The 24,958-nt window shown below is 57.5% G+C and carries 26 protein-coding genes; 15 read left to right on the top strand and 11 right to left on the bottom strand.

From position 1 onward, the window contains the following. The first annotated feature begins 20 nt into the window (after positions 1-20). Both D9V82_RS06415 and mscL read left to right on the top strand, forming a co-directional pair. On the top strand, positions 21-749 hold the full coding sequence (locus D9V82_RS06415) for an SAF domain-containing protein (RefSeq protein WP_121911599.1): 729 nt from the start codon (positions 21-23) through the stop codon (positions 747-749). 227 nt (positions 750-976) lie between these two features. Next, positions 977-1,474 carry a large conductance mechanosensitive channel protein MscL gene (mscL, locus tag D9V82_RS06420; RefSeq protein ID WP_121911600.1) on the top strand — a complete coding sequence of 166 codons (498 nt, stop codon included), beginning with the start codon at positions 977-979 and terminating at the stop codon, positions 1,472-1,474. 106 nt (positions 1,475-1,580) lie between these two features. Here the strand turns inward: mscL and D9V82_RS06425 are convergent, their stop codons facing one another. Genes D9V82_RS06425 through D9V82_RS06435 form a run of 3 tightly spaced genes read right to left on the bottom strand, consistent with a single transcriptional unit; the run spans position 1,581 to position 4,014 of the window. Then, complete coding sequence (locus D9V82_RS06425; protein ID WP_121911601.1) at positions 1,581-1,814, bottom strand: hypothetical protein; 234 nt, start codon at positions 1,812-1,814, stop codon at positions 1,581-1,583. Positions 1,815-1,842: 28 nt separating this feature from the next. After that, positions 1,843-2,451: a MogA/MoaB family molybdenum cofactor biosynthesis protein gene (locus D9V82_RS06430; protein WP_121911602.1), complete on the bottom strand. Its 609-nt coding sequence runs from the start codon at positions 2,449-2,451 to the stop codon at positions 1,843-1,845. 60 nt (positions 2,452-2,511) lie between these two features. After that, the gene (locus D9V82_RS06435; protein ID WP_121911603.1) at positions 2,512-4,014 is read right to left on the bottom strand and encodes a trypsin-like peptidase domain-containing protein; all 1,503 of its coding nucleotides are present in this window, start codon (positions 4,012-4,014) and stop codon (positions 2,512-2,514) included. A gap of 326 nt (positions 4,015-4,340) precedes the next feature. Here D9V82_RS06435 and D9V82_RS06440 point away from each other — a divergent pair, with 326 nt between their 5' ends. Together D9V82_RS06440 and D9V82_RS06445 are read left to right on the top strand one after the other, a co-directional pair. Further along, the gene (locus D9V82_RS06440; RefSeq protein ID WP_121911604.1) at positions 4,341-5,714 is read left to right on the top strand and encodes an MFS transporter; all 1,374 of its coding nucleotides are present in this window, start codon (positions 4,341-4,343) and stop codon (positions 5,712-5,714) included. 239 nt (positions 5,715-5,953) lie between these two features. After that, positions 5,954-7,165 carry an IS1249 family transposase gene (locus tag D9V82_RS06445; RefSeq protein WP_121911652.1) on the top strand — a complete coding sequence of 404 codons (1,212 nt, stop codon included), beginning with the start codon at positions 5,954-5,956 and terminating at the stop codon, positions 7,163-7,165. A gap of 170 nt (positions 7,166-7,335) precedes the next feature. On the opposite strand, the gene rpmF is transcribed toward D9V82_RS06445, so the two are convergent. Together rpmF and D9V82_RS06455 are read right to left on the bottom strand one after the other, a co-directional pair. Then, positions 7,336-7,509 carry a 50S ribosomal protein L32 gene (gene rpmF, locus D9V82_RS06450; protein ID WP_121911605.1) on the bottom strand — a complete coding sequence of 58 codons (174 nt, stop codon included), beginning with the start codon at positions 7,507-7,509 and terminating at the stop codon, positions 7,336-7,338. A gap of 15 nt (positions 7,510-7,524) precedes the next feature. After that, positions 7,525-7,794, bottom strand: a complete 270-nt coding sequence (locus tag D9V82_RS06455; RefSeq protein ID WP_005279912.1) for a type B 50S ribosomal protein L31 — start codon at positions 7,792-7,794, stop codon at positions 7,525-7,527. 514 nt (positions 7,795-8,308) lie between these two features. Here D9V82_RS06455 and rpmB point away from each other — a divergent pair. The 6 genes from rpmB to D9V82_RS06485 all read left to right on the top strand — a co-directional run bounded on the left by rpmB (position 8,309) and on the right by D9V82_RS06485 (position 11,230). Beyond that, a complete protein-coding gene (gene rpmB, locus D9V82_RS06460; RefSeq protein WP_121911606.1) occupies positions 8,309-8,545 on the top strand; it encodes a 50S ribosomal protein L28 in 237 nt (78 codons plus the stop codon). 2 nt (positions 8,546-8,547) lie between these two features. Then, entirely contained in the window at positions 8,548-8,712 is a 165-nt protein-coding gene (gene rpmG / locus D9V82_RS06465) for a 50S ribosomal protein L33 (RefSeq protein ID WP_005279910.1), read from the top strand. A gap of 3 nt (positions 8,713-8,715) precedes the next feature. Further along, positions 8,716-9,021, top strand: coding sequence for a 30S ribosomal protein S14 (gene rpsN / locus D9V82_RS06470; RefSeq protein ID WP_005279906.1), 306 nt, complete (start codon positions 8,716-8,718; stop codon positions 9,019-9,021). Positions 9,022-9,036: 15 nt separating this feature from the next. Further along, entirely contained in the window at positions 9,037-9,291 is a 255-nt protein-coding gene (rpsR, locus tag D9V82_RS06475) for a 30S ribosomal protein S18 (RefSeq protein ID WP_121911607.1), read from the top strand. 324 nt (positions 9,292-9,615) lie between these two features. After that, complete coding sequence (locus D9V82_RS06480; protein WP_121911608.1) at positions 9,616-10,398, top strand: hypothetical protein; 783 nt, start codon at positions 9,616-9,618, stop codon at positions 10,396-10,398. A gap of 112 nt (positions 10,399-10,510) precedes the next feature. Beyond that, the gene (locus tag D9V82_RS06485; protein ID WP_121911609.1) at positions 10,511-11,230 is read left to right on the top strand and encodes a TetR/AcrR family transcriptional regulator; all 720 of its coding nucleotides are present in this window, start codon (positions 10,511-10,513) and stop codon (positions 11,228-11,230) included. Between the two features lie 82 nt (positions 11,231-11,312). Here D9V82_RS06485 and D9V82_RS06490 read toward each other — a convergent pair whose 3' ends face one another. The 5 genes from D9V82_RS06490 to D9V82_RS06505 form a co-directional block, all read right to left on the bottom strand. Then, positions 11,313-11,921: a hypothetical protein gene (locus D9V82_RS06490; RefSeq protein ID WP_239088593.1), complete on the bottom strand. Its 609-nt coding sequence runs from the start codon at positions 11,919-11,921 to the stop codon at positions 11,313-11,315. Between the two features lie 33 nt (positions 11,922-11,954). Beyond that, complete coding sequence (locus D9V82_RS12210; RefSeq protein WP_167449744.1) at positions 11,955-12,116, bottom strand: hypothetical protein; 162 nt, start codon at positions 12,114-12,116, stop codon at positions 11,955-11,957. Positions 12,117-12,212: 96 nt separating this feature from the next. Further along, on the bottom strand, positions 12,213-13,745 hold the full coding sequence (purH, locus tag D9V82_RS06495; RefSeq protein WP_121911610.1) for a bifunctional phosphoribosylaminoimidazolecarboxamide formyltransferase/IMP cyclohydrolase: 1,533 nt from the start codon (positions 13,743-13,745) through the stop codon (positions 12,213-12,215). A 27-nt stretch (positions 13,746-13,772) separates the two neighbouring features. Continuing rightward, complete coding sequence (purN, locus tag D9V82_RS06500; RefSeq protein WP_200442324.1) at positions 13,773-14,381, bottom strand: phosphoribosylglycinamide formyltransferase; 609 nt, start codon at positions 14,379-14,381, stop codon at positions 13,773-13,775. A gap of 22 nt (positions 14,382-14,403) precedes the next feature. Beyond that, on the bottom strand, positions 14,404-16,059 hold the full coding sequence (locus tag D9V82_RS06505; RefSeq protein WP_147446191.1) for a cell division protein PerM: 1,656 nt from the start codon (positions 16,057-16,059) through the stop codon (positions 14,404-14,406). A gap of 517 nt (positions 16,060-16,576) precedes the next feature. Here D9V82_RS06505 and D9V82_RS06510 point away from each other — a divergent pair. Continuing rightward, positions 16,577-17,332 carry a M23 family metallopeptidase gene (locus tag D9V82_RS06510; protein WP_121911613.1) on the top strand — a complete coding sequence of 252 codons (756 nt, stop codon included), beginning with the start codon at positions 16,577-16,579 and terminating at the stop codon, positions 17,330-17,332. Positions 17,333-18,058: 726 nt separating this feature from the next. Continuing rightward, on the top strand, positions 18,059-18,817 hold the full coding sequence (locus D9V82_RS06520; RefSeq protein ID WP_121911615.1) for a M23 family metallopeptidase: 759 nt from the start codon (positions 18,059-18,061) through the stop codon (positions 18,815-18,817). Here D9V82_RS06520 and pcrA read toward each other — a convergent pair. Next, entirely contained in the window at positions 18,814-21,357 is a 2,544-nt protein-coding gene (pcrA, locus tag D9V82_RS06525; protein WP_121911616.1) for a DNA helicase PcrA, read from the bottom strand. The two genes, D9V82_RS06520 and pcrA, sit on opposite strands and share 4 nt — an antisense overlap. 118 nt (positions 21,358-21,475) lie before the next feature. On the opposite strand from pcrA, the gene D9V82_RS06530 reads away from it, so the two are divergent. The 3 genes from D9V82_RS06530 to pgi all read left to right on the top strand — a co-directional run bounded on the left by D9V82_RS06530 (position 21,476) and on the right by pgi (position 24,944). Then, entirely contained in the window at positions 21,476-21,799 is a 324-nt protein-coding gene (locus D9V82_RS06530) for a chorismate mutase (protein ID WP_121911617.1), read from the top strand. Between the two features lie 63 nt (positions 21,800-21,862). Beyond that, positions 21,863-23,209: a Na+/H+ antiporter family protein gene (locus D9V82_RS06535; protein WP_121911618.1), complete on the top strand. Its 1,347-nt coding sequence runs from the start codon at positions 21,863-21,865 to the stop codon at positions 23,207-23,209. Between the two features lie 97 nt (positions 23,210-23,306). Then, entirely contained in the window at positions 23,307-24,944 is a 1,638-nt protein-coding gene (gene pgi, locus D9V82_RS06540; protein ID WP_121911619.1) for a glucose-6-phosphate isomerase, read from the top strand. The last annotated feature ends 14 nt before the right edge of the window (positions 24,945-24,958 follow it).

The raw sequence follows: 24,958 nt of genomic DNA on the forward strand, positions 1-24,958 counted from the left end.
TTAGCGCAGTCTAATACCGCATGGCTCATTCTCAGTCCCCGCGATTCTCCCAGCTCTTCCGCACCCTACGTACCCCGGGTCACCGCCGCGGCGTGCTCGTGCGCCGAACAATCGCGCTAGTGCTACTTATCGCCGCGCTAGTCTCCGCGGTCTCTAGCGCGAAGGAATTGCCGCAGGTGCTGGTCTTTAGCAAGGATCTGCCCGCCGGAGCGGAGCTTTCTGCCTCCGATGTTTCCCTCGAGCGCCTACCTTCCTCCTCCGTTCCTAGCAGCGCACTTGCTGGTTCCCCCTCCGATCTCGCCGGCCGCATCATCACCGCCGCTGCAGGCAAGGGCGAAGTTGTCACCAGCCAGCGGCTCCTGGGGCAAGAGTTGGTGTCTAGTCTCGTCGCTGAAACGGGGTCTGCCGATTCTGCACAAGACAACTTTGGCCGCATGATCCCCGTAAAACTTGCCGATCCAGACATAATCCCCCACTTACAACACGGCGATGCCGTTGACATCGTCACGACACACGATGCCACCGATGCTCACCCCACTACCGCCCGCGTCATCGCCTCCGGAGCCCGGGTGGTGTCTACCACGACCGCGGAGGGCGAAATTTCTTCTGCCACCGTCTTGCTCGCACTGCCAAACGAGCACGCCAATGACGTAGCCGCGGCCTCATTAAACCAACCGCTGACCGTAGTCATCGTGGGCGATCGCGCTCAGCCCCAAGAGTGTTCTGCTGCTACGGCTTCCGCGCCGTAAAAGCTCGCGCGCAGTGTGATCATTGTCCCGCTAAGCAGGGCAAATTTTGGGAGAGTAGATCCAGCCTCCGCTTGGTTGGAGCAGGTAAATCACCACTGCGCCGATCAAATGCGCTGTGCCATTTGCCAGTCTGCCAAGTTGTAATTACTTTTAGCTAAAACTAAAATCCCGGCATGCTCATGGCTGACTCCCATCCTTAACCACCCCAGAAAGGTCCGTGTTCTTTCATGCTTAAGGGCTTTAAAGATTTCATAATGCGTGGCAACGTCGTGGAACTTGCCACCGCAGTCATCGTTGGTTCCGCATTCACCGCAATCGTGACTTCCGTGACGGATTCTATTATTCAACCAATCATTAACTCCTTCGGCTCCGCCGAGGTCGATGGCTTGGGCTTCCAAATCACCGATAACAAATCCACCCTCGTGGACTTTGGCGCCGTCATTACCGCCGCGATTAACTTCTTGATTATCGCCGCAGTGGTGTATTTCCTCATTGTAATGCCGCTAAACAAGCTCACTGCTGCTTCCAAACGCCGCCAGGGTGTGGACCCGCAAGCACCAGCACCGACCTCGGAAGAGCTATTGGCAGAAATCCGCGATCTTTTGCAGGCACAGAACGCTGGTGCTGTCACTTCCACTGATAAAGCAGTTGAGGACGCCGTTGCAGACGAGGACTCCGATAGCTCCACTGCTTCCGTACGCAAGCACGCCCGCCACGACAACTAATTTTTGCTAAAAATATCGCAGCCCGTGTCCACCTCCCCATTGAAGGAGCCCACGGGCTTTGTCATCGCTGCGTCAGGATTTCCACGCTAGCGAAACGGGTGCAGTGCTATCCACCGTGGTGTGGCGGCTGGTTCTCGCGGTAAAAATCCTCATCTCGCTCGGAGACCTGAGCATCGTATCCTTCGACTGCGGCATCATCGAACGTGACGATGCGCTGTGCATCGGTTCCTTCTCCACGGCCTAATTCCTGCCCTACCGGGCGATCCGCGCTGCGATCATACTTCGGCGCATCCGACTGCCTAAATACACGCCGGCGCTGGCGGCGTGGCTGACGGGTCATGGCAGCCTCTCCACCTCTTGCCTCCGCGTCATTGCACGCTGGATTCTTGCAATTGATCCACGAGGTGGTGGACCAGCGGGGTCAACGTGGCCATGCCATCGCGCACAGCAGCGCGCGAAGGTGCGAGGTTAACCACAACGGTAGAACCAGACACGCCCGAAATACCGCGGGATGCACACGCATCCACCGCGCCACAAGCCTGACCAGAAGAACGCAATGCTTGGGCCACCCCGGGCACCATCTTATCGATGACCGCTGAGGTCGCCTCTGGCGTCTTGTCGCGCGGGCCCACCCCGGTCCCACCCACGGTGAGCACTAGATCCACACCACCTACGACGCCGGTTTCAATAGCCTGCCGAATCTTGGATTTCTTAGAGCGCACGACCACCGAGCCATCGATGCGGAAATCCGCCTCCGCCAAAAGTTCAGTAACCAGTTTGGAGGTACTGTCGGAATATTCGCCGGGATGGTCTGTGACAATCACGACGAGCGCCCGGCGCGGGGCTGCCACCCTCTCCTCTTTCTCGCTGGCCAAAAGAAAGGCATCATCCGGCTCTGCCACATCCCGCAAAGCGTCTGTGGAAACCGAATCCTGCAACCTGGTGGAATCAATCAAGTCTTGCTGGGAGTCTGCCATTTTTCTCCTTAAAAGAAACATCGGGGCGCACTGCGGATACGGCGCGGGCTGGTTTTTAATCTACTCGCCCGTCAGTGTTACCTCTACCTGGCGACTATCATCAGAATTTCCGTCGGACACTTCCAAGGTGACGGTCGCACCAAAGTCCTGGGAACGCGCGGCAGCAATAAGCGCGTCAGCATTTTCAATCAGCCGGTCATTGACGCGGGTGACGATATCACCCTGCTTCAAACCTGCTTTTTCCGCTGGGCTTCCCGCCTCGACCTCAGCAATACGCGCGCCATTACCATCATCGCGCGCCAAGACTTTAACCCCCAAGGTGGGGTGAGTGACCCGGCCTTTATTGATCAGCTCATCCGCCATGCGCTTGGCAAAGTTGGAGGGGATGGCAAACCCGAGACCAATGGATCCGCCCTCGCCCGAGGTTTTATCGGATAACGACGCAATCATGGAATTCATACCGACGATATTGCCTTCCATGTCTACCAAGGGCCCACCGGAATTGCCGGGGTTAACGGCGGCGTCAGTCTGGATCGCATCAATAAGCGAGGACTCGCCGCCCTGCTGGGAAGCGCGCACCGGGCGGTTCTTTGCGGATACGATGCCGGAAGTCACCGTGGCATTGAGACCTAGCGGCGAACCAACGGCAACTACTTCTTGACCGACTGCAACCGCATCCGAGTCACCGAACTGCAGATGTGGTAAGTCGTGCACGTCTTTAATCTTGATGATGGCAACATCTGTATTGGCATCGGAAGCCACGAGATCGGCTTCGTGCTTGCTGCCATCGTTCAAGGTTACCTGCATAATGCCGCCCTGCTCTGCGCCGGCGATGACGTGGTGGTTGGTCAAGACGTAACCATCAGGAGAAATGATCGAGCCGGAGCCTTCTGCGGCCGAGGTCCGAGTAGCGGTTTGAATCGATACCACGGCTGGCAAAACCTTGGCAGAAACTGCTTCTACCGAACCTTCCTCTGGTTCCTTGCCCATACTATTGGCAGCTGGTTGACTATTCAGTGCCTCATTGACAACGGACGTGCCGCTGCCGCCCTGGTTCCTCCCCACGACCACACCAGTAATGGATCCCGCAGCGATTGCCGCTACTGCAGCCATTACCGTCGCGGTACCCAGCCCGATCTTCTTTTCCTGCTTTGGCTGCGGTGGCATTGGCGTCACCCCAGATGCAGGCGGCTGGCCGGGATGGTTATTCGCTGGCCCCGGCTGGGGGTACTCGCCTTGCTGGGGAGCGAAGCTAGAAGTTTCATCCTGCCCGTAGGTGGCACCCGGCTGAGCGCCCCCAAAAAGACGATTGCTGGGCGGGGTGTGCTGCGCACGCTGAGGCGCCTCGCTACCGTGTGCAGAAGCTTGTGCTTCCTGCTCGCTGATGCGCGGCTGGTTCCAGCCTTGGGAATAGGTTCCGTTGGAATATGCGGATCCAGAATCCTGCTGCCCACCGCGAGACTGGTTATACGGCGTCTGCCCATTATTCGTGCCGTAGGGTTCCTGCGGGACACCGTGCGACTGATCATTATTACCGCGGTTGTCATCATTCCTCATGTTCATAGGAACACTATGCCTCGCTTCGCTTGTTCACAACTTAAACTACTCTGCCAACCTACTAGAAGTTCCTGTGAAGTTACTGTAGGCACTAAGCTGGTCAAACTCACCACACCTTGTACCGCCCGCGCTCACGCGTCGCACTTCACGATTACCCCGTTACGCATCATCGATTCTGCAGGCGAGTCGCTGTGAATAGAATCACCGAGGAATAAACGAGGAATAAAACTGATCCACCATTAGGTTAGCGTAACTTTATATTTAACTTAGAGTTGGTTTTGTTTTAACTTTAAGTTAATTTCGTTAAATCTTTGCGACCCAAGGAGTAGGCAGTGCTGACATGGCTCAAATCTCCCCGCCCACGCCCTCAATTACCTAAAGAGGACGTTGATAAGAAATTCCCCCGCCTTCGTTTCCAGGTCTTCATGGGAATCTTCATGGGTTATGCGGGCTTTTACCTCATCCGCAACAACATTTCCGCCATCGCGCCGCTGCTGCTGGAAGATAACGGGACCATCGACAAGCCTGCAATCGGCATCATTAGTAATGCCGTGCTAATTTCTTATGGCTTATCCAAATTCTTCTCCGCCATGCTCGCGGACCAATCCAATGCGCGTTACTTCCTGCCCATCGGACTGAGTCTATCCGCACTGATGAACCTGATAGTCGGCTTCGTCCCGTGGGTCTCAGCATCCGTCGGTGTCTTTGCCACCGTCATGTTCCTCAATGGTTGGTTCCAAGGCATGGGGCACCCACCATGCGGCCGCGTCATCGTGCAATGGTTCTCTACATCCGAGCGCGGTTGGAAGGGATCGCTGTGGAATACCTCGCACAATGTGGGCGCAGGCGTATTACCACTGCTGGTAGGTGTCGGCTTGGCGATGACCGGTAATCAATGGCAGGTAGCATTTTGGCTTCCCGCAGTCGCGGCGCTGATCATCGCGGCCTTAGCTTTCTTGCTCATCCGCGATAATCCGCCTTCAGAAGGACTTCCGACGGTCGATGAATGGCGCGATGATCCTGCCAAGGTTGCAGATATCCAGCGGCAAGAAGGCGATGGAATCTCCACCAAGGACCTCATTTTCACATACGTCCTGCGCAATCGAATCATTGTCCTCTTGGCCATTGCCAATGTATTTGTCTATGCACTGCGCTACGGCGTGCTCAACTGGATTACGACTTACCTCGCCGAAGTCCACCACATGAACATCAGTTCCGGCTTGATCGCCTTCGGTGCCTTCGAGCTCGCAGGCCTCCTGGGCACCATTCTCTGCGGCTGGATGTCCGATAAGCTCTTCCACGGCAACCGCTCTAAGGTCATCTTAATCTTTATCTTGGCTACGGGCCTGTCCATCGCCGGCTACTGGCTGGCACCAGTGGGCACCCCGTTCGCGATCATGGTTATCTTCATCGCGCTCATCGGTGCCTTCATCTACGGTCCGGTTGGCCTCATCGGTTTACAGGCCCTCGACCTCTCCCCGCGCAATGTGGCAAGTACCGCCTCCGGTTTTACGGGGCTTTTCGGCTACCTGCTCGGTGCCACGCTCGCCTCGACTGGTGTGGGCTACCTGGTCAAGTACGCCGGCTGGAATGTCACCTTCATGGTCTTCCTGCTCTTTACCATCCTCGTTTTGGCTATCTTCCTCTTTATTAATAAGGAAGAAGTCCGCCTCACCGAGGAGCGCAAGGCCGCCCTCGAGGTATAAGCCTTCGCCTTAGAAGCACGCGGTGTAACTGCGTGCTCGCCGCACCACCTGCCGCCTATCCAGGACGGCTTAAGGGACATTTTGTGTGGATAAATCGATACGGATTCCCGGGACGGACTGGGATAATGCTGTGATCTTGATTTTGAATCGGTTCCAACAGATCGATTGGTGAAATCAACACAGGATAGTCCTAGACCTGTGATAGGAGGACTGCTGCTGGTGCGGTAATGACAATTGCTATGGCTAATAGGAATCGGCCGTCGTGTGATATGTGCGGCCACTTACTGGTTAAGAACGGCAAAACCGCGGCAGGAACCCAACGCTGGCTATGTCTTCAGTGCAACGCTTCATCGATTAACACCCGCGCACATACTAGTGAGATACGGCGCTTCAAAATCTTTATCGACTGGATTCTTTCCGGGGAATCCGCAGACCATCTAGCCACACGCCGTGGGGTAACCAGACGAACTTTGACCCGATGGTTCACACTGCTGTGGTTTATCACCGTGCCAACAGCAACAGATCCCTATCGTGTTTATGACCAGGTCTTTATCGACGGCACCTATTTTCACAACAAATGCCTGCTGGTAGCCTGCACAGACACACACGTCATTGCCTGGCACTGGTGCCTGCGTGAAAGCTCATACGAGTACCTAAAGCTGCTCGACAAAATCGCGCAACCTTTCATCGTCACCACCGACGGGTCAGGCGGAGCGCTCAAGGCACTGCGTATTAAATGGCCAGGCGTGAGAATCCAGCGCTGCCTAGTCCACGTCCAACGCAACACCTTCACCGATATCAGCCGCAACCCGATTCACCCAGCCCATAAAGCAATCCGGAAACTCGGCTACATGCTTGTCCAGATACGCAATCTCGAAGATGCTGCACGGTTTAGCGCTGCAGTCCATCACACCCACATCACCTTTGCTGATTGGCTTAAAGAGCGAACCTACCGCAGTGCTATACCGGCAGGCCAGGTACCGAAATGGGTCAGCCCCAACCAGAAGTGGTGGTACACCCACCGCAACGCACGCCGGGCACTAAAGCGGCTAGAAACCCTCATCCATGACGGACACCTATTTACTTTCCTTGACCCACCTGAAGGTGTCGCACAAGACTTAAAAGCAACCACGAACCTACTGGAAGGCGGCATCAATAAACAGCTCAAAGACTTAGCAGGAAACCATCGTGGCATGTTCGATGAGCATCAGCGCATCACCATGGACTGGTGGCTCTACACCCACACCAAAGGCCCCTTACCACCACTGGAGTTGGCCAAGCAACAAGACTTCGGACGCCAAGGACAAAAAGCAGCCCACACGGCCTGGGCGAAAGAAGAACGCAACCGGCGCGGCCACCCAGACGGGCGACCAGACACATACGACACCCACATTGACAACGAATGGAACCCCAGCTTAGGCATAAGAAAAGGATGGGCCGGACGCTCCTAAATCCACACGAAATGTCCCTTAACGCGACACGCCGCAAATCCACACGAAATGTCCCTTAAGCCTCCAGGACAGCAGGTGGTTTTTCAATGCCCCATCACGGGGTCTAAAACATCGCAACCCCCTCGCAGTCACTAAAAAGCAACCGGGAGGGGGTAAGGATGAAAGCAGGCTTAGAACTGCTCTACGTCAACCAGGCCGAGCTTAGCGGCCTTGACCAGGCGGCGCGGGATACGCACGGTCTGACCATCGATGGTGACTTCCTGGAGGGCTACATTATCGGCCTTCCACTGGGAACGACGTGCGTGGGTGTTCGCACGGGACTTTCTAAACTTAGGAGTTGCCATTTTGTCTTCTTCTCCTTACGCGTTCTTCTTCTTGCGGCGAGCCATGGCACCGAAGCGCTGGTTGAAGCGCTCGACGCGGCCAGCGGTATCCATAACGCGCTGTGCACCAGTCCAGAACGGGTGGGACTCAGCAGTAACGTCAACGACGATGAGCGGGTACTCGTTGCCGTCTTCCCACTCAACGGTGCGAGAAGAGGTAGCGGTGGACTTGGTCAAAAAGGAGTGACCGGTACCAGCATCACGGAAAACCACTGGGTGGTAATCCGGGTGGATGTCTTTCTTCATATATATTCCCTCAGGGTTGGACTACGGGTCGGTTCCGTACACTGAATTATGACGGTACGGATCGTGCCCGAGTTGGGATGTACAGTTACAGCTCGCCCGGCGCCACAAAGCGCGCCGACCGATAACCTGAATTATCCTACATTCCACGCCCATATATACGAAATTGCTCGCCTGCGGCGACCACAGCCGCCACAGGCGCATATATGTGCCCCATTCGCTATGAAAAAGGCTTCGGACCTTCCCAATGCCTTGGGCACCGTCGCTCGATCATCGACGGGAAGCCGACGTCTTCCTAGGCGGGGCTGTCGCAGCAGCGATTAGGTATATCGCGAGTAAGGCTGTAGGATTTGCTCTTGCTGTTGTCAAAATATACGTATTACGCCCCGTCTACCGGTTTTTGACGACGATGCCACATCTGCTCACACCTCACTTTTTGAGCACTGCCACCCTCACACGGCAGTCGGCACGTAGTCGTCTATAGCCACGATGTGGGCGGCTAGGAGAAAGAAGACCCATGTCGGCTATTTGCCAGGTAACGGGCCGCAAGCCGGGATTCGGCAAGCAGGTCTCGCACTCGCACCGCCGCACTTCGCGCCGTTGGAACCCCAACGTGCAGCGTCGTCGCTACTATCTGCCCTCTGAGGGCCGTACCATTACTCTGAATGTTTCCACCAAGGGTATGAAGATCATTGACCGTGACGGCATCGAGTCCGTTGTTGCCAAGATCCGCGCACGTGGGGAGAAGATTTAAGTATGGCACGTAACGATATTCGCCCAATCATCAAGCTGAAGTCCACTGCGGGCACCGGTTACACCTACGTGACCCGTAAGAACAAGCGCAATAACCCGGATCGCATCACCTTGAAGAAGTTCGATCCGATCGCCCGCAAGCACGTCGAATTCCGCGAGGAGCGATAATTCATGGCTAAGAAGTCCAAGATCGCTAAGAACGAGCAGCGCAAGGAAATCGTCGCCCGCTACGCGGAGCGTCGCGCTGAGCTCAAGAAGATTATCAAGAACCCGAACACCCCGGATGAGGAGCGTTTGGAGGCACAGTTCGAGCTGAACCGCCAGCCTCGTGACGCTTCCCCAGCCCGCGTTCGTAACCGCGACGCAGCCGATGGCCGCCCCCGCGGTTACCTCCGCAAGTTCGGCCTGTCCCGTGTCCGTATGCGCGGCATGGCTCACCGTGGTGAGCTGCCGGGCGTTCGCAAGTCCAGCTGGTAAAGGGGTAATTGCACAATGGCTAAAAAGCGCAATAACCAAAAGAAGTTCCGTATGGAGCAGAGCCGTCGCCCGAAGAAGAACCCGTTGAAGGCTGAGGGCATTGAGAAGGTGGACTACAAGGACACCAAAACTCTGCGCCTATTCATCTCCGATCGTCATAAGATCCGTTCCCGCCGCGTCACCGGCTTGACCCCGCAGCAGCAGCGTCAGGTTGCTACCGCAGTCAAGAATGCACGAGAAATGGCTCTCCTGCCGTTCACCACCCGCTAAACAGTAGCTGGGTATCAACAGCGCACTTTTGCCGCTGGCAAGTGTGACACGGTAAAAGAACCATGAACTTTCGCCGCCTACCTTTCGAGGTGAGGCGGCGAAAGGCATTTTTGAGGTCTTATTTCGTGCTCCATCACAGGATCCACGTCTTAACGCAACGGTACCCGCCCAAGTTCGCCTCCCCACAGCACCCTGTCGCGGCGTACCGGCTGCACAATCCCCCGGACACTACTGCGTTATCGCATAAGTGTTACATTTAAAGCAATCCTGCGCCGCACGATTTAAATGCGCACCGCTTTGCACTGAGTGAAAGGCAGCGACTGTATGGCCCTGCACCAATCCCTTCTCGATCTTTCCGAGCTTGCTCCCCATTGCCAGTCCCGGGCAACCGCCCGCGGTTTATTGGCGGAGGCACAAGACGTTATGCGCAATGCTGTAGCACACCAGGACGATGAAATTGAATTAGCCAGCTGGTTTTCGCGGCTACTCACGGATATAGTTCGCGCGCCAGGTGTGGACGCGAATGTCCGGTTAACCGGTGCGGCTGCGCGCGGGGATCAGCTTCCTAGCATGCCCATTGAATGGATGGGAGAAGACAGTGACTTAGAGTCGGTCTTTAACGATGTGGGACTAGAGGTGCACCAAGCTGCCGAGTCTATGGCAGCACGAGTCGATGCCGGCTTACCTCTGGGCCGCAGCGGAGAGCAAGCTTTATTGGAAGAGGCATTGGCGCAGCGTCCACCGCTACTCCAACGCGTTGGCAGCTTGCCTGATCGTAACGCCGCCGTGGATATTAAGGCCATGCTGTTATCCCCCATCGCCGCCATTGCGCGCTGGGCCGCGCCGGGTCCGCGCCCTACGGTCGATCGCCTGGCCATTGGCCACGAGCGCGGAATGCTCACCGCAGAGGCCGCAGAAACCTTGGACCTTGCTTGGCGCACGGGGTATTCGGTGGAAATGCTGCGCTGGTTCGACAATGTGCACGGGCACGAGTCCACCTTGCAGGATCTACCGCCGCTGCAGCGCACGGCCTACGGCACGGCCTGCCGCATGGTGTCTGCCACCTTCGAGTCCATCTCCCAACGCGATCAAGATGGCGCGAACTAAAATCGCGATAAAGTTCTATGTCCACGCCTGCACTCCGTGCCGATGGGCCGTAGGGCTGTAGAGTTATTGAGTAAAAGCATTGTCTGCTACGAGAAAGGAGGCGTCCCACCGCATGTCAGGAAATGTCGGTCGGCCGCGTAAACATAGCCCCCGCCGCAGAGGCAATAGCGCCCGGGAAGAAATTTTGGACGCCTCCTCAGAATTATTCACTACCCAGGGCTTTGCCACTACGTCGACCCACCAGATAGCAGATGCGGTCGGCATCCGCCAAGCATCGTTGTACTACCATTTTCCGTCCAAGACCGAGATTTTCCTCGCGCTGCTTAATTCCACCATAGAGCCTTCCCTAAACCTAGCGGAGGAGCTGGTGGATTCCGATGCTGAGCCCGAGCAGCGCCTGTGGTCGCTGGTCGCTGCGGAATCACGCCTTTTGCTCACCAGCGGTTGGAACGTCGGCCGTTTGTACCAGTTGCCGGTAGCTAACTCGCCGGATTTTTCGGAGTACCACAGTTCTCGCGAGCGGCTGCAGAGCCACTTCCGCACCACGGCCGCCGCCATTGTAGGCGATGCGGATCCACGCATAGAATTGCCCTTCCATATCGCGCTGTCCGTCATTGAGATGCGCCCTAATAACGGCACGCCACCTTATGCGGCCGCCCAGTCGGTTCCGAAGACCGCCGCCATGCTTGCCGATGCCGCCCTCGCAGTCCTCGGCGCCACGGTCCCCGAGAACGCGGAAGCCATGACGCTTGAGCTGCTGAAAAACCGCAATGACTCGATCTCCGCAGCTGCGGCAGCGGCAGCAGACCGCAAGAAGAAAAAGTCTGACTAACCTCTTACAGTGGCCACGCTGACCACTTCCTTGTGGCCACGCTGACCACTTCCTTGTGGCCACGCTGACCACTTCCAAGTGGTCAGCGTTGCCAGGAATCGCTAAAGTCCGCCGTGGCCGCCAGGCCGCCGCCCTCACGCACGCTAATACCGCTGGGTGTTACAACAATGATCGAGGGCGAGGCATCAACGTAGTAATTACCGCCGTCTCGCCCGATGATTGAGCCGGTAAATTCGCCGCCGAAAATTGTCGAGCGGTATATCAGCGTGCCTGCCTGGTCTTGACAAATAATGGCCCTTCCATCGGGCCCAGTACCGGCGAAGACCACGCGTTCAGAACCGAGGCAATCGGCGTAGGTATGACCACTGGTCCAGCCGTGTTCGCCTAGGCCGGCGATAAAGTCCCGGCCTCCACTAGTCGTTTTTGGAGGCTGTGCCGGTTGCCGTTCGGTTTCGGTCACCGTAACCACGGGTGGTTCTTTTTCTTGGGTATCCGGGGACTTGGTCGTCGAAGTTTCTTCTGCGGTAGCATCCTTCGTGCTTTCGACGCTGGTCATTGCGCCATCCCCAGGAACGTCAGGCTGATCCCCATCCGTGCCGGTGTTGCAAGCGCTTAATACAATGCCGGCGGTCGCTACCGCGCCGAGGTTCAACCCCCAACGCAACCGTGGAGTTAGGTGAAGATGCGGCATGATAAGTCCTTTCTCACAAGCCGGGGATGGGGGTTAACAAGCTGAGGTGGGCCAAGCACCGTCTGCCTTGGAAAGATCGACCGGCATGCCCGAAAGTAGTGGTTGGGCGGAGGCGTAGGTCCCACCGGGGGCCGCGACAGTGAGTGCTACCGCCACCTCGCGGCCACCGAAGGTGGCAAGACCCAACTGCGGCACATCATAGCCGCCCGCGGTATCTGGGGCCCAGCCACTTTTTAAGGCGACCCCCCTTTAGATCGCGCAAGCCATAGCTTTGGGCTTCAGGAGCTATCGCTAGTGAGCAAAGTGGCGTGTTCCAGTGAGATACATCGTTATACCAGCGGCCTTAGCTGCTTCAATAACTTCTTCATCGCGAATAGAACCGCCGGGCTGTACAACGGCCTTCACGCCGGCATCGAGAAGCACCTGCAAGCCATCGGCAAAGGGGAAGAAGGCGTCTGACGCGGCGAAGGAGCCGAGGGTGCGGTTGGTGTCATCAGCAAGCGTATTGGCACGCTCGACCGCAAGCTTGGCGGAATCCACGCGGTTGACTTGGCCCATGCCCACGCCGACGGTGGCGTTATCTTTGGCCAGCAGAATCGCATTGGACTTGACCGCGCGCACCGCGCGCCAGGCGAACTCGAGCTGGGCCAGGTCCTCGTCACTCAGGGCCTCGCCCGCTGCCAGGGTCCAGTTCTCGGGCTTATCACCCTCGGCCTGGTAGGTATCCGGCTCTTGGAGTAGTAAACCGCCGGAGATGTACTTGGGCTCTTCGCCCGGTTCCTCTGGTTCGGCCAAAAGGACACGCAGGTTCTTCTTGCTTTGCAGGATCTCTAGCGCCTTATCCTCATAGGCGGGCGCGACGATGACCTCGGTGAAAATCCCCTTGACCTGCTCAGCCATCTCCACGCTCACCTCACGGTTAACGGCAACGACGCCGCCAAATGCGGACATCGGATCACAGGCATGCGCCGCGCGGTGGGCCGCAGCGATGGACACATCAGATACGGCGATGCCGCACGGGTTGGTGTGCTTGATAATCGCGACACATGGGCGCTCATGATCCCAGGCCGCGCGCCACGCAGCATCGGCGTCCTGGTAGTTGTTGTAGCTCATCTCCTTGCCGTTGAGTTGCTTGGCATTGGCCAGGCCCTTGGTGCCAATCCGAGTCACGGTAGCGGATTGGTGGGAGTTCTCGCCATAGCGCAGCGATGTGGTCACCTCCCTATCGCTGAGCTGATCAACGAACCACGCGGAGACCGCTGCATCATAATCTGCGGTGTGGAGGAAGGCATCGCGGGCGAGCCCGCGGCGCTGGTCAAGGCTAAATCCACCCTCAGCAACAGCCTGGGTAACCTCGCCGTAGCGCGCCGGATCCACCACCACGGCCACGGACGGGTGGTTCTTGGCGGCCGCACGTACCATGGAAGGTCCTCCGATGTCGATCTGCTCCACGCATCCATCGAAGTCCGCACCGGAGGCTACCGTGTCCTGGAAGGGGTACAGGTTGACCACGACGAGCTGGAAAGGATCAACCTCAAGCTCGTTGAGCTGCACCAGGTGGTTTTCCTTGCGGGTATCTGCCAGGATGCCGGCGTGCACGCGCGGGTGGAGCGTCTTGACGCGGCCTTCCAGGCACTCGGGGAAGCCGGTGAGCTTTTCTACCGGTGTGACCTCAATTCCCAGGTCTGCAATCTTTTTTGCGGTGGAGCCCGTAGAGACAATCTCTACGCCTGCCTGATCGAGTGCGCGGGCCAGATCCTCCAGCCCCGTCTTGTCATACACGCTAATGAGTGCGCGCTTTACCTGCTTGCGGTCTTCGCTCATGAGGAGGATTAAGCCTTTCGAAAAGTCTTAGTCTGCGAGTTGAATAAAAAGCTCCTCGCCGCGGGTCTGCGCCGCGCGCAGCACATCGACGATGAGTTCGCGCTCTACCTTTTTAATGCGTTCGTGGAGACTGCCCTCATCATCGTCAGCCAGCACGGCTACCGGCCGCTGCGCAATGATCGAACCGGTATCCACGCCCGCGTCCACGTAATGGACGGTAGAGCCTGTGATCTTCACGCCATATTCCAGTGCGTCGCGCACCCCGTGCGCGCCTTTGAACGCGGGCAATAACGCCGGGTGGGTATTGATGGTGCGGCCTATGAAGCTGCGGAGGAACCCCTCCCCCAAAATCTTCATGAAGCCTGCAGAAACGACAATGTCTGGCTGCGCAGTACCTACTGCATCAGCCAGACATATATTCCATTCACCACGATCCGCGCCCATTTTCACGATCTCGGTATCGATGTCGTGTTCTCGGGCGCGCGCAATACCTCGGCACGGCTTATCCGCTACCACCTTCACCACCCGATAGTGCTCATCCTGACCATCCAAGATGGCTTGCAGGAGCGAGCCCGTCCCTGAGACAAGCACGACGACTCGTAGGCGATCAGTAGCAGCAGTAGCACGTGGTGGCATCGGTGAAGTCACGCGCTATAGCCTAGTCCCTTTCACCGCTTTCAGTAGAATCTGCCAAGTCCGATTGCGCTGCTTCGCCGCTTTCCGCTGCGTTAGTATCCTGCTCGTTGGAATCCTCCACAAGCTCGCCCTCGAAGATCTCGGGGTAAGTGTCCTCAACGACTTCTGCATCAATGATGTCGCTCTCAGCGGCACCTGCGTTGTCCATGGTGTGTGTTGCAGCATCATCGGGGGGTGCGGCAGCATCTTCGTCGCCCGATTTTTCCTCACCCAAGTGGGGATCAACATCGTCGGCGTCGGCCTCGGCCTCGTCCGTGTCAGATTGATCCTCCTCGGACTGTTCTACGCCACTGGGGCCCTCGGCAGCGGTGTTCTCGGCAGAGTCTTCAGCGCTGTCTGAATCCTCTTCGGCGTCCTCCGCCTCCGCAGATTCTGCCCCAGCCTCTGCAGCGCGGGCGTCCCGCCAGTTCAAGAGTGCAAAGGCTGCAGCGACGGCCAGCCCTGCGACGGCGATCCACAGCGCAGCAAGGCCGGCAGCGCTCCACAGATGTGGGCCTGTGTGGCCGTAGTAGCCCAGTGTGCCGCTAGTAAGGTAGCACGCGAAGAACATGATGAGCGCGGTAACCACCGTGGCTGCGAGTATCTTCTGAACTGACGGGCGCTTCTTATACAACGACAAGGTCGCCGCGATGTAGGCAAAACCTAGGAGCACGACCGCCCACCCAGGAGAGGAGGCCGGAATACCGCCGGTAATGGGCAACGGCGGCAGCGGAACAAGATGGGTACTAAAGAGGCTTACCTGTGCCTCCCCTGCGGTAAACTCCGATCCCACTAGTACTGCCCCGGTGCTGACGATGGCATTAGGAATATAGAGAATGCTCAACAAGATGAGGGTAGAAATACCCAACCCAGAGATGGAGGGATACTCGTCTATCATTTCCCCCTGGCGCGAGAAGTTGACGATGAATACGAGCACAAAGACCACCGCCGCAGCGAGGGCGAGGTAGGCGAGATAGCGCAGGGCGATAAGGGTGGCATCAACAAGCAACGGCGGGGCACCATACCGCTTAGCCAAAGCGCGCCACAGGCGAATCCCCATGCCCGCCGCCATCGCACATAGATGCACGACAATGACCCGGGCCAAGGCGGCAACCAGGTTGGGCGGGGATACGTCGTAGACCTTGCCCGCATCCCACAGCATTACCCAGGCAATGCAGGTCAACACCACAGGGACGCCCACCACACAGGCTACAAGTATGGCTAGGTCTTTAACACTGACTTTGTGTTTTACCGCGGCGCGCACGCGCACCGCTACCACCGCGGCGAGGACGAGGGCGGGCAGGGCAGGAAGAAACGATAGTTCTACCCCGGCCGCAGATACCGGCGCGAGGTTAAAGACCATCCACGCTTTTGCCACGACGGTAGGCAACCACGCTAGGGGCGAGCCGAAAAGCAAGAGTGCGCCAAATGCAAGCGCCACAATAATGAGGACGACAATGATATTCGGCAGGGCCGCCGACATCAATAATTGGCGGATTCGGCCGAACTTAGTCAGCGGAGCCGGGGTGCGACGGGCCGTCGCCCTCGACCCGACTTTGCGAGCGACGCGTTCTGCTGGATTATCCGGTCTCTGCGTCGCAGTGGCGTGGGGTGCACGCTGGGCGCGCTCTGTCTGCACCGTCCGGCCCCGCGCCTGGCTACGCGGGCGGGGCGTTGACCTAGAATGAGGGCTGGTGTTTTTGTTCATCGGCGTCCACTTTGCCACCTTTTGCGCGCGGTATCCGGGTGGCGCGACGAGGTACCTCCAAAATCACCGTGGACTTCTGCAGTAACTAATGTGAACATATATATAAGGAATAAAATCTTTCCTCTTAGCTCTCAACAGTCACACTGATCACGATCCATAGCGCTTCTGTAACCAACATTCAAGGCACACTATTGCAGTATAAAGACTCCAACGAGGCCTGAATTTAAGAGATTTCTATCGCACTATATCTAAAATCTTCCATAAATTGCCTGCATATAGCCCTAGCCTGAGACAGCGCAAGAAAAAATTCACTTTTGACTTGCTGTTACCTTTTTGAGACACTATTGTTACATCTCGTTGGTAACAAGAAGGTCACAATCTCGTAAATAGCCTTGAGAAGTTATAGCGCTCTTAGGTGAAGATTGTGAAAGACACGAAAGAAGATTCAATGCGAAGCAAAGTTCAGCGTGACGCCGGCCGTCATCGCAAGATTGTCACCTCGCAGACTACCAAAGGTCGTATCGCTGTCCTGACCGTTGCCGCCGGTGCCGTGTCCACCGCCGGCGTTGGCGGCGCAACTGCCGCCAACGTTGAGTCCGACAACATTGCGTCTACTACCACCAAGACGCAGTCCGTTGGTTACAAACTTGCCGCTGATACTTCCGAGGTCAACAACGCACCAGCCGGATCTTCCGATGCTGCACCGCAGGTCCTCAACGTAGCAGTGGCAAAGCCGGTCACCAATCTGGTTGACCAGCTGAGCAAGTCCATCCAAGCTTCAACCGACCGGGCTGCCGAGGATCTTGCCGCCCGCGCACCCTCCGTTGTTAGCCCTGCCCTAGGCGCCTTCACCTCTGGCTTCGGACCACGTTGGGGATCTTTCCACTCCGGCGTGGACATCGCCAACGCCATCGGCACCCCCATTTTTAGTGTCATGGACGGCATCGTTATCGATTCTGGCCCAGCCTCCGGCTACGGCCAGTGGATCCGCATCCTTCACGATGACGGCACCATGACCCTATACGGCCACATGCAGACCCTCGACGTTTCCGTGGGTGAGCGGGTGCTCGCCGGTCAAAAGATCGCCGGCATGGGCTCCATGGGTTTCTCCACCGGCTCCCACCTCCATTTCGAGGTTCACCCGAACTCCGGTGACGCTGTAGACCCACAGGCATGGCTAGCTGAGCGAGGCATTCAGCTCTAAAATCATTCTTTACTTCTTGTTAAAGCGCCGCAGACATACCCTGCGACGCTTTTTTCATGCCTATCTCCCACCGCCGCCACGGACATCAGGGACACCCCAGCCGTAAGGGGGCGACCCATTCTTGCCAGAAAGGGCACACCATCCGCCTGCAAAGCCCGCAGCGGCCCCTGGAGGCCCCAGATACATGCGCCACGACTACTAATCCCCCTAGCAAGCCCGCAGAGCAGGAGAACCTTAGAACCGGAGAACCGCGGGTTCCCCCTAGGCGCTGCCCCGGGAATCATCGCGGGTAATGCCTCTGCACCGTCGAGCCGCCAAACGCGGCTCACTATCACTCAACGGTCTGCCAGTTAAGTCCAGCATCCAACCTTGTCGCAGGTAAATGGCAGTTTTTCGCGCTGACGACAGTTACCCCTTCCATCCACCCCCGCCAGTTACCCCCAGAGCTTAAACCAGTACTTTAAATATGCAACTTTGGCCACTTTAGTAACACGCGCAACAAGCTGGCATGTTCGAAACTTTTCGAATAAATGTTGTCCCTACCAGCATTTTTAAAGATTGCGCAGCACGTATGGGCAGGCTAAATTTTGACTCGTTGCTATAAGCGAGCGCTATATGGGGTATTTACATTCTCGGGCGTGTCGCAGAAAGCAGTTGAAGGACGGCAAACCCAGTGAGGTTTGCGCGCCTCGAGACCATGCACAGCCACGAAAAGGACTTAAACTTATGAAGCGCATGAACCGCGCACGCAGGAATGTAGCGCTAAGCGTCATCACGCTTGGCACCGTTTTTGCTACCGGCACCTCCGCTTTTGCTGCTGATCCAGTGGCCAGCGTGGACGTTTCGAATGGCTCCTCTGAGCCGCAAGCCACCAATGTTGATAACGCTGGCGTTATCGACGCCGCCGTCGGCCTGGCACATACCGCCGTTGGTGTACTCAACGGCGATTCCGTCCCGGAACTTAGCAAAAATGACCTAGGCGGGGTCAAGATCGTCTTGGACCCCGCCTCGGTTCCAGGCCTACAGGAAGCCTTTGCGCCCGAAGGGAACCGCTCCGGTCTAACCCCCAAGCGCGGTAAAGACGCCGCGGGCAATACGGTGATATTTCCCACTTCCGGCACACTAACCTCGGGCTTCGGTATGCGCTGGGGCACGATGCACAACGGTATCGACGTCGCTAACTCAATCGGAACCCCGATTTATTCGGTCATGGACGGAATTGTTATCAACTCCGGTCCGGCACAAGGCTTTGGCAACTGGATTCGCATCCAGCACGTCGATGGCAGCATCTCCGTCTACGGCCACATGTCCGCCAACTCGCTGCGTGTCAGCATAGGCGACCAGGTTTCCGCGGGCGACCGTATCGCCGACATTGGTAATGAGGGCCACTCCACCGGCCCGCACCTGCACTTCGAAATCCACCCCGACGGTGGCGCGGCCGTCGACCCAGTAGGCTGGTTCAACGAGCGCGGGATTACGGTCTAAAGCTTTTCCATCGGCACACCGCCAATGAGCATCAGCCGCACCTTGCCGGAGGACCCAAAGTCCACGGTCACCGTGGCCCGGGGCCCAGAACCGGCCATTTCAATCACGGTTCCGAGCCCGTACTTAGCGTGGTTGACGCGGTCTCCTACCGCAAGGTTGAGGTTGTTATTCTTCGGCATGGAATTAGCTGCCGGCTGGCGAGTGCGTTGCGAAGGGGAAGACGTAGCGCGCTGGCCAAACCCGGCACCCCCAGCGCCGGCATAGCCACCGCTAGTACCGCGGCGGTAGCTCCGGCCATATTGATAGTCATCGGCACCCCACGAACCGGTGAGGTCACTATCGGAATCCTCTCGCCGCCAGTCGATGAGATCCTCTGGGATCTCGGCGAGGAAGCGACTGGCGGGGTTGGTCACCGGATTGCCCCACGCTGAGCGCAAAATGGCGCGCGTGAGGTACAGTTTCTCGCGGGCACGGGTGATGCCTACATACGCCAAGCGGCGCTCCTCGCTTAACTCTTTCGGGTCACCTAGCGAGCGCATGTGCGGGAATTGACCGTCCTCCCAACCGGCAACGAAGACGACGGGAAACTCCAAGCCTTTGGCGGTATGCAAGGTCATCATGGTTACTACCCCGCTCTCAGAATTCGGAATCTGATCCGCATCCGCAACCAAAGAGACCTTTTCTAAAAAGGCCTGCAGCGAGCCCGGCGCGGCTTCGCCTTCTTCTAAAAGGTCATGGGAATCGATGGCATCCGCACCGGCGGCGGCTAACTGGTTAGCGGCTTCCGAGGTAAATTCGCGGGCGACAGACACCAGCTCATTGAGGTTATCGAGGCGTGCGCCGTCCTGCGGATCGTTGGAGTTTTCTAACTCCGACTTATAGCCGGTGGCATCCAGGATAGCGGTGATTAAGTCGCCCAAATCAGGCTGGCCGGTCACCTCATCACGCATATCTGGAATGTGTGCGCGGATACCATCCATCATGTCGTTGAACTTAGTGACCGCATTAACGGCGCGGGTGCCGAGGCCAGGAACCTCGCCGCGGGTAACATCAGCAAGCGCCTTACCAAAGCTTATCCCCTGGTTTTCCGCGTGCAGGGCAATTAGTCCCTGGGCTTTATCGCCGATGGCGCGCTTGGGGACGTTAATGATACGGCGCAGGCTCACCGTATCGTTAGGGTTGTCGATAATACGCAGGTAAGCCACTATATCGCGGATTTCGCGGCGCTCATAAAAGCGCGTTCCGCCGACAACCTTGTAGGGGATGCCGGAACGAATGAAGATATCCTCCAACGCGCGGGAGGCATTATTGGTCCGATACATCACGGCGATATCGCAATAACTGTGGCCCTTATCCGCCAGCGCGTCAATCTCCGCGGCGATGAAACGGGCCTCATCGTGTTCGTTATCCGCCACATACCCCACGATGGATTCACCATCGCCGTGCGCGGTCCACAGGTTTTTCTCCCGACGGTTCTCATTTTTAGCAATCACTGCATTGGCCGCGTTCAAAATGGTCTGCGTGGAGCGATAGTTTTGCTCCAACAAGATGGTGTGCGCCTGCGGGTAATCGCGCTCAAATTCCTCGATATTGCGGATGGTGGCGCCGCGGAAGGCATAAATGGATTGATCGGAGTCACCCACCACGCACAGCTCTGGCGCATCGGGGCTAAGCTCGCCCTTGCCCACGAGTGCTGCTGCCAGCGCGTACTGGGCATGGTTGGTGTCCTGGTACTCATCAATTAACACGTGCTTAAACCGCCGGCGATAAAACTCCACCACCTGCCGGTACTCGGTGAATATGCGCACGACTTCCCCGATGAGATCATCGAAGTCCACCGCATTGGCCGCGCGCAGACGGCGCTGGTATTCGGCATAGACCTCCGCCACGGTGATGTCGAAAGGGTTCTTAATCTGCTGTGCCTTATCGGCCGCCTCGGCCGGGAACACGAGTTCGTTTTTGTGGTTAGAGATCTGGTTCGCCAGCACGCGCGGGGTGTATTTCTTCAGATCCAGCTGCATATCTTTGGCAATCATGGATAGAAGGCGGCGGGCATCGTCGCCATCATAAATGGTGAAGTTGGTGTTAAGTCCTGGTACAAGCTGCGCGTTCTGGCGCAAAATGCGCACACAGATGGAGTGGAAAGTAGACACCCACATTCGCTCGGCCACCGGTCCCACCAGTAAGCCCACGCGCTCTTTCATCTCCGCGGCGGCTTTATTGGTAAAGGTAATGGCGAGAATTTCCCATGGGTTTACCCCGCGGTGGCGCATGAGGTACGCGATGCGGCGGGTCAGCACCGCGGTCTTACCAGAACCCGCACCGGCAACAATGAGCAAAGGCCTGCCGGTATGGGTGACCGCCGCTAATTGCTGCGGGTTCAAACCTTGGGTTAAAGGATCGGATTCCGCGGGCCTGGGCGTGCTGGCCAAAGGGTTGTGCGGTTCGAACTGGCTAGGGGCAAAGCCGCCGCTAGAGATGGCTTCGGGTGCAGGTTCGCGCGGAGTGGAAAAAGGGCTAAATGGTGAATCATTCGTCATAATGTCTACCAACCTACTAGCTCTCCCGGACATGGCCCGTATGTATAGCGTGCACAGCGCTTTCTAAAACCCTGACCAAGTAGCACGATGGCACGGCACAGTGGCACAATAAGGGACCATGACCGCTGAAGATAATGATTCCTTGGTTGATAACGACTTGGATATCCGCACGCCCACCGGCACGGACGATCCCTTATCTGATGCGGAAATCCAACGGTATCGCGAGGAAATCAATCGCCTTGACCGAATCATCTTGGATGCCGTCAAGCGCCGCACCGAGGTGTCCCGCGCGGTGGGCCGCACCCGTATAAGCTCCGGTGGCACGCGCTTGGTGCATAACCGCGAAATCGCCATCCTTAATGAGTTCCGCGCGGAGCTCGGCGAGGAAGGCCCCACCATTGCCTCTGCCCTGCTGCGCATGGGGCGCGGCCGCTTGGGGTAAAACACCCTTTAAGACCCGGATTAATTACGGGCTAGCCCATAGTATGCAGTACGCTTTCGGGGCATGAACGCAGTACTCATCGCCGTTATTATCATGCTCGCGCTAGCCCTGTTGCGCGTGCATGTGGTGGTGGCGCTTTTCATCGGCGCAATCGTCGGTGGCCTTCTTTCCGGCATGGGCCTCGATGCCACGATGCTCGCCTTCCAAGACGGGCTCGGCGGCGGCGCCAAGATTGCCTTAAGTTATGCCCTGTTGGGCGCCTTCGCGATGGGTGTTGCCTCGGCCGGGCTACCGCAGATCCTGGCCAACTTTCTCATCACTAAGCTCGGCGGCAGCGGCGAATTAGATCCCAAGGCTGCGGCCACCACCAAGTGGATGCTCGTTAGTGGCCTTATCGCCATGGCCGTGATGAGCCAGAACCTCATCCCCGTCCACATTGCCTTCATCCCGCTGCTCATTCCGCCGCTGTTGGCGGTGATGAATAAGCTCAAGCTGGATCGCCGCCTCATCACTACGTGCTTGACTTTCGGCCTTATCACCACCTACATGTTTATTCCGGTGGGTTTCGGATCCATCTACTTAAACGATATCCTGCTCTTTAATATCGAACAGGCCGGCCTGGATACCTCCAATATCAAAATTATGCAGGTCATGGCTATCCCTGCTCTGGGCATGCTCACCGGCCTGCTCATCGCCGTCTTTATTAGCTACCGGGCCCCGCGCGAGTACGATGAGCGGCCCCTTGCCGCCGCAGAACACCAGGAAAAACCCTCAAGGTATAAGGTCGGGGTTTGTATCCTGGCGATTGTCGCCACCTTCGCCGTCCAAATCATCATGCAGGCGCTCGATTTCGAATCCGATGGTCTGCTCGTCGGCGCCCTGACCGGCCTAGGCATCTTGCTCATTTCCGGCGCGGTGGATTGGAAGCACGCCGATGACGTATTTACCAATGGCATGAAAATGATGGCGCTCATCGGCTTTATCATGATCACCGCGCAGGGCTTTGCCTCGGTCATGACGGCGACGGGGGAAGTTGGCCCGCTTGTTGATGCCACCGCCAACCTCTTTGGCACCAATAAGTCCCTCTCTGCTGGTGCTATGCTCTTAGTCGGCCTGGTAGTTACCATGGGCATCGGTTCCTCCTTTTCGACCCTGCCCATCATCGCCGTTATCTATGTTCCCCTGTGCTCTTCCCTCGGCTTTAGCCCGGCGGCCACGGTGGCGCTAATTGGTACGGCGGGCGCGCTGGGCGATGCCGGTTCCCCCGCCTCTGATTCCACCCTCGGCCCCACCGCTGGCCTCGGCGCCGATGGCCAACACGATCACATCCGTGATTCCGTCATCCCCACCTTCATCCACTTCAATATCCCGCTACTTATCGCCGGCTGGGCAGGCGCGCTCATCCTCTAACTGCCGCACTTTTCATACTGCCGTTGGCACTCATCCTCGACTACGGTGGGAGGGGTACACATTGCCAATGCGCTCGTCGCCAGAAAGGCCAATTGCCATGGATATCACCGCATCTTCCCAGTGGAAAGACCTGGTCAAAGTTTATGAAGATAAGCACAATATGCGCCTGCGCGATCTTTTCGCCGCAGACGCCAACCGCGCTGAGAACTACACTTTCGACGCCGCTGGCTTGCACGTGGATTTATCCAAAAACCTCATCGATGAAGACGTCCTCCACCACCTGGTCGAGGTAGCCCGCGCCGCCGATGTGGAAGGCCGCCGCGATGCCATGTTTGCAGGCGAGCACCTCAATAACACTGAGGATCGCGCCGTGCTACACACCGCCCTGCGCCTGCCGGTGGAAGATGATCTGCATGTCGATGGCCAAGATGTCGCCGCCGATGTCCACGAGGTTCTAGGCCGCATGCGCGATTTCGCCACGGCCTTACGCTCCGGCTCCTGGTTGGGGCATAGCGGCCACACCATCAAAAAAGTGGTCAATATCGGCATCGGCGGGTCCGATCTCGGCCCGGCCATGGCCGCACAGGCCCTGCGTTCCTATGAAGTGGCCGGCATCTCTGCCGAGTTTGTCTCCAATGTGGACCCGGCAGATATGGCCGCTACCTTGGACGGGCTCGATGCCGGTTCCACCCTCTTTATCGTTTCTTCCAAGACCTTTAGCACGCAGGAAACACTGACCAATGCGCATGTAGCCCGCCGCTGGCTGATTGATCAATTCGATGGCGATGAATCCGCCGTATCCAAGCATTTCGTGGCCGTATCTACCAATGCGGAGCAGGTGGAGAAATTCGGCATCGATACGGAGGCAATGTTCCCGTTCTGGAATTGGGTGGGCGGGCGTTACTCTCTCGATTCCGCTATCGGCCTGTCTTTAATGTGCACCATTGGTCCGATGGATTTCATGCGTTTTCTGGAAGGCTTCCACAGCATGGATGAGCACTTTCGCACCACCCCGCTAGAGCGCAATGTACCCGTACTCATGGGCCTGCTGGGTATCTGGTACACGAATTTCTTCGACGCCCAGACCCACGCCGTCCTGCCCTATTCGCAGGATCTCGGCCGCTTCCCGGCCTACCTGCAACAGCTGACGATGGAATCCAACGGCAAGTCGGTGCGCCGCGATGGCACTGCGGTAACCACTGGACATACCGGTGAAATTTACTGGGGTGAGCCGGGCACCAACGGCCAGCACGCTTTCTACCAGCTCATGCACCAGGGCACCCGCCTTATCCCTGCGGACTTCATCGGCTTTTCCCGTCCCACGGAGGACTTCCCCACTGCGGACGGCACTGGCTCGATGCATGACCTGCTCATGGGCAATTTCTTCGCCCAAACCAAGGTGCTGGCTTTTGGTAAGACGGCCGAAGAAATCGCCGCCGAAGGCGTCGGGGAAGACCTCGTTCCGCACAAAGTGATGCCGGGTAACCGCCCCACCACCACGATTATGGCCGCGGAGCTTACCCCCTCCACCCTGGGCGCACTCATCGCACTCTATGAGCACATCGTCTTTACCCAGGGCATCATCTGGGATATCAATTCCTTCGACCAATGGGGCGTGGAACTGGGCAAGCAGCAGGCCAATGACTTGGCACCTGCCGTCTCCGGCAGCCAACAGGTAGATTCCGGTGATCAGTCCACCGATAAACTCATCGGCTGGTACCGCGCCAACCGTTAGTTTCAGCCTGGCCA

It is taken from the genome of Corynebacterium macginleyi (genome assembly GCF_003688935.1).
Classification (GTDB): domain Bacteria; phylum Actinomycetota; class Actinomycetes; order Mycobacteriales; family Mycobacteriaceae; genus Corynebacterium; species Corynebacterium macginleyi.

Coding starts and splice junctions, on each gene's coding strand:
- D9V82_RS06415 (WP_121911599.1), top strand. CDS start 21: ATGGCTCATTCTCAGTCCCCGCGATTCTCCCAGCTCTTCCGCACCCTA.
- mscL (WP_121911600.1), top strand. CDS start 977: ATGCTTAAGGGCTTTAAAGATTTCATAATGCGTGGCAACGTCGTGGAA.
- D9V82_RS06425 (WP_121911601.1), bottom strand. CDS start 1,814: ATGACCCGTCAGCCACGCCGCCAGCGCCGGCGTGTATTTAGGCAGTCG.
- D9V82_RS06430 (WP_121911602.1), bottom strand. CDS start 2,451: ATGGCAGACTCCCAGCAAGACTTGATTGATTCCACCAGGTTGCAGGAT.
- D9V82_RS06435 (WP_121911603.1), bottom strand. CDS start 4,014: ATGAACATGAGGAATGATGACAACCGCGGTAATAATGATCAGTCGCAC.
- D9V82_RS06445 (WP_121911652.1), top strand. CDS start 5,954: ATGGCTAATAGGAATCGGCCGTCGTGTGATATGTGCGGCCACTTACTG.
- rpmF (WP_121911605.1), bottom strand. CDS start 7,509: ATGGCAACTCCTAAGTTTAGAAAGTCCCGTGCGAACACCCACGCACGT.
- D9V82_RS06455 (WP_005279912.1), bottom strand. CDS start 7,794: ATGAAGAAAGACATCCACCCGGATTACCACCCAGTGGTTTTCCGTGAT.
- rpmB (WP_121911606.1), top strand. CDS start 8,309: ATGTCGGCTATTTGCCAGGTAACGGGCCGCAAGCCGGGATTCGGCAAG.
- rpmG (WP_005279910.1), top strand. CDS start 8,548: ATGGCACGTAACGATATTCGCCCAATCATCAAGCTGAAGTCCACTGCG.
- rpsN (WP_005279906.1), top strand. CDS start 8,716: ATGGCTAAGAAGTCCAAGATCGCTAAGAACGAGCAGCGCAAGGAAATC.
- rpsR (WP_121911607.1), top strand. CDS start 9,037: ATGGCTAAAAAGCGCAATAACCAAAAGAAGTTCCGTATGGAGCAGAGC.
- D9V82_RS06480 (WP_121911608.1), top strand. CDS start 9,616: ATGGCCCTGCACCAATCCCTTCTCGATCTTTCCGAGCTTGCTCCCCAT.
- D9V82_RS06485 (WP_121911609.1), top strand. CDS start 10,511: ATGTCAGGAAATGTCGGTCGGCCGCGTAAACATAGCCCCCGCCGCAGA.
- D9V82_RS06490 (WP_239088593.1), bottom strand. CDS start 11,921: ATGCCGCATCTTCACCTAACTCCACGGTTGCGTTGGGGGTTGAACCTC.
- purH (WP_121911610.1), bottom strand. CDS start 13,745: ATGAGCGAAGACCGCAAGCAGGTAAAGCGCGCACTCATTAGCGTGTAT.
- purN (WP_200442324.1), bottom strand. CDS start 14,381: ATGCCACCACGTGCTACTGCTGCTACTGATCGCCTACGAGTCGTCGTG.
- D9V82_RS06510 (WP_121911613.1), top strand. CDS start 16,577: ATGCGAAGCAAAGTTCAGCGTGACGCCGGCCGTCATCGCAAGATTGTC.
- D9V82_RS06520 (WP_121911615.1), top strand. CDS start 18,059: ATGAAGCGCATGAACCGCGCACGCAGGAATGTAGCGCTAAGCGTCATC.
- pcrA (WP_121911616.1), bottom strand. CDS start 21,357: ATGACGAATGATTCACCATTTAGCCCTTTTTCCACTCCGCGCGAACCT.
- D9V82_RS06530 (WP_121911617.1), top strand. CDS start 21,476: ATGACCGCTGAAGATAATGATTCCTTGGTTGATAACGACTTGGATATC.
- D9V82_RS06535 (WP_121911618.1), top strand. CDS start 21,863: ATGAACGCAGTACTCATCGCCGTTATTATCATGCTCGCGCTAGCCCTG.
- pgi (WP_121911619.1), top strand. CDS start 23,307: ATGGATATCACCGCATCTTCCCAGTGGAAAGACCTGGTCAAAGTTTAT.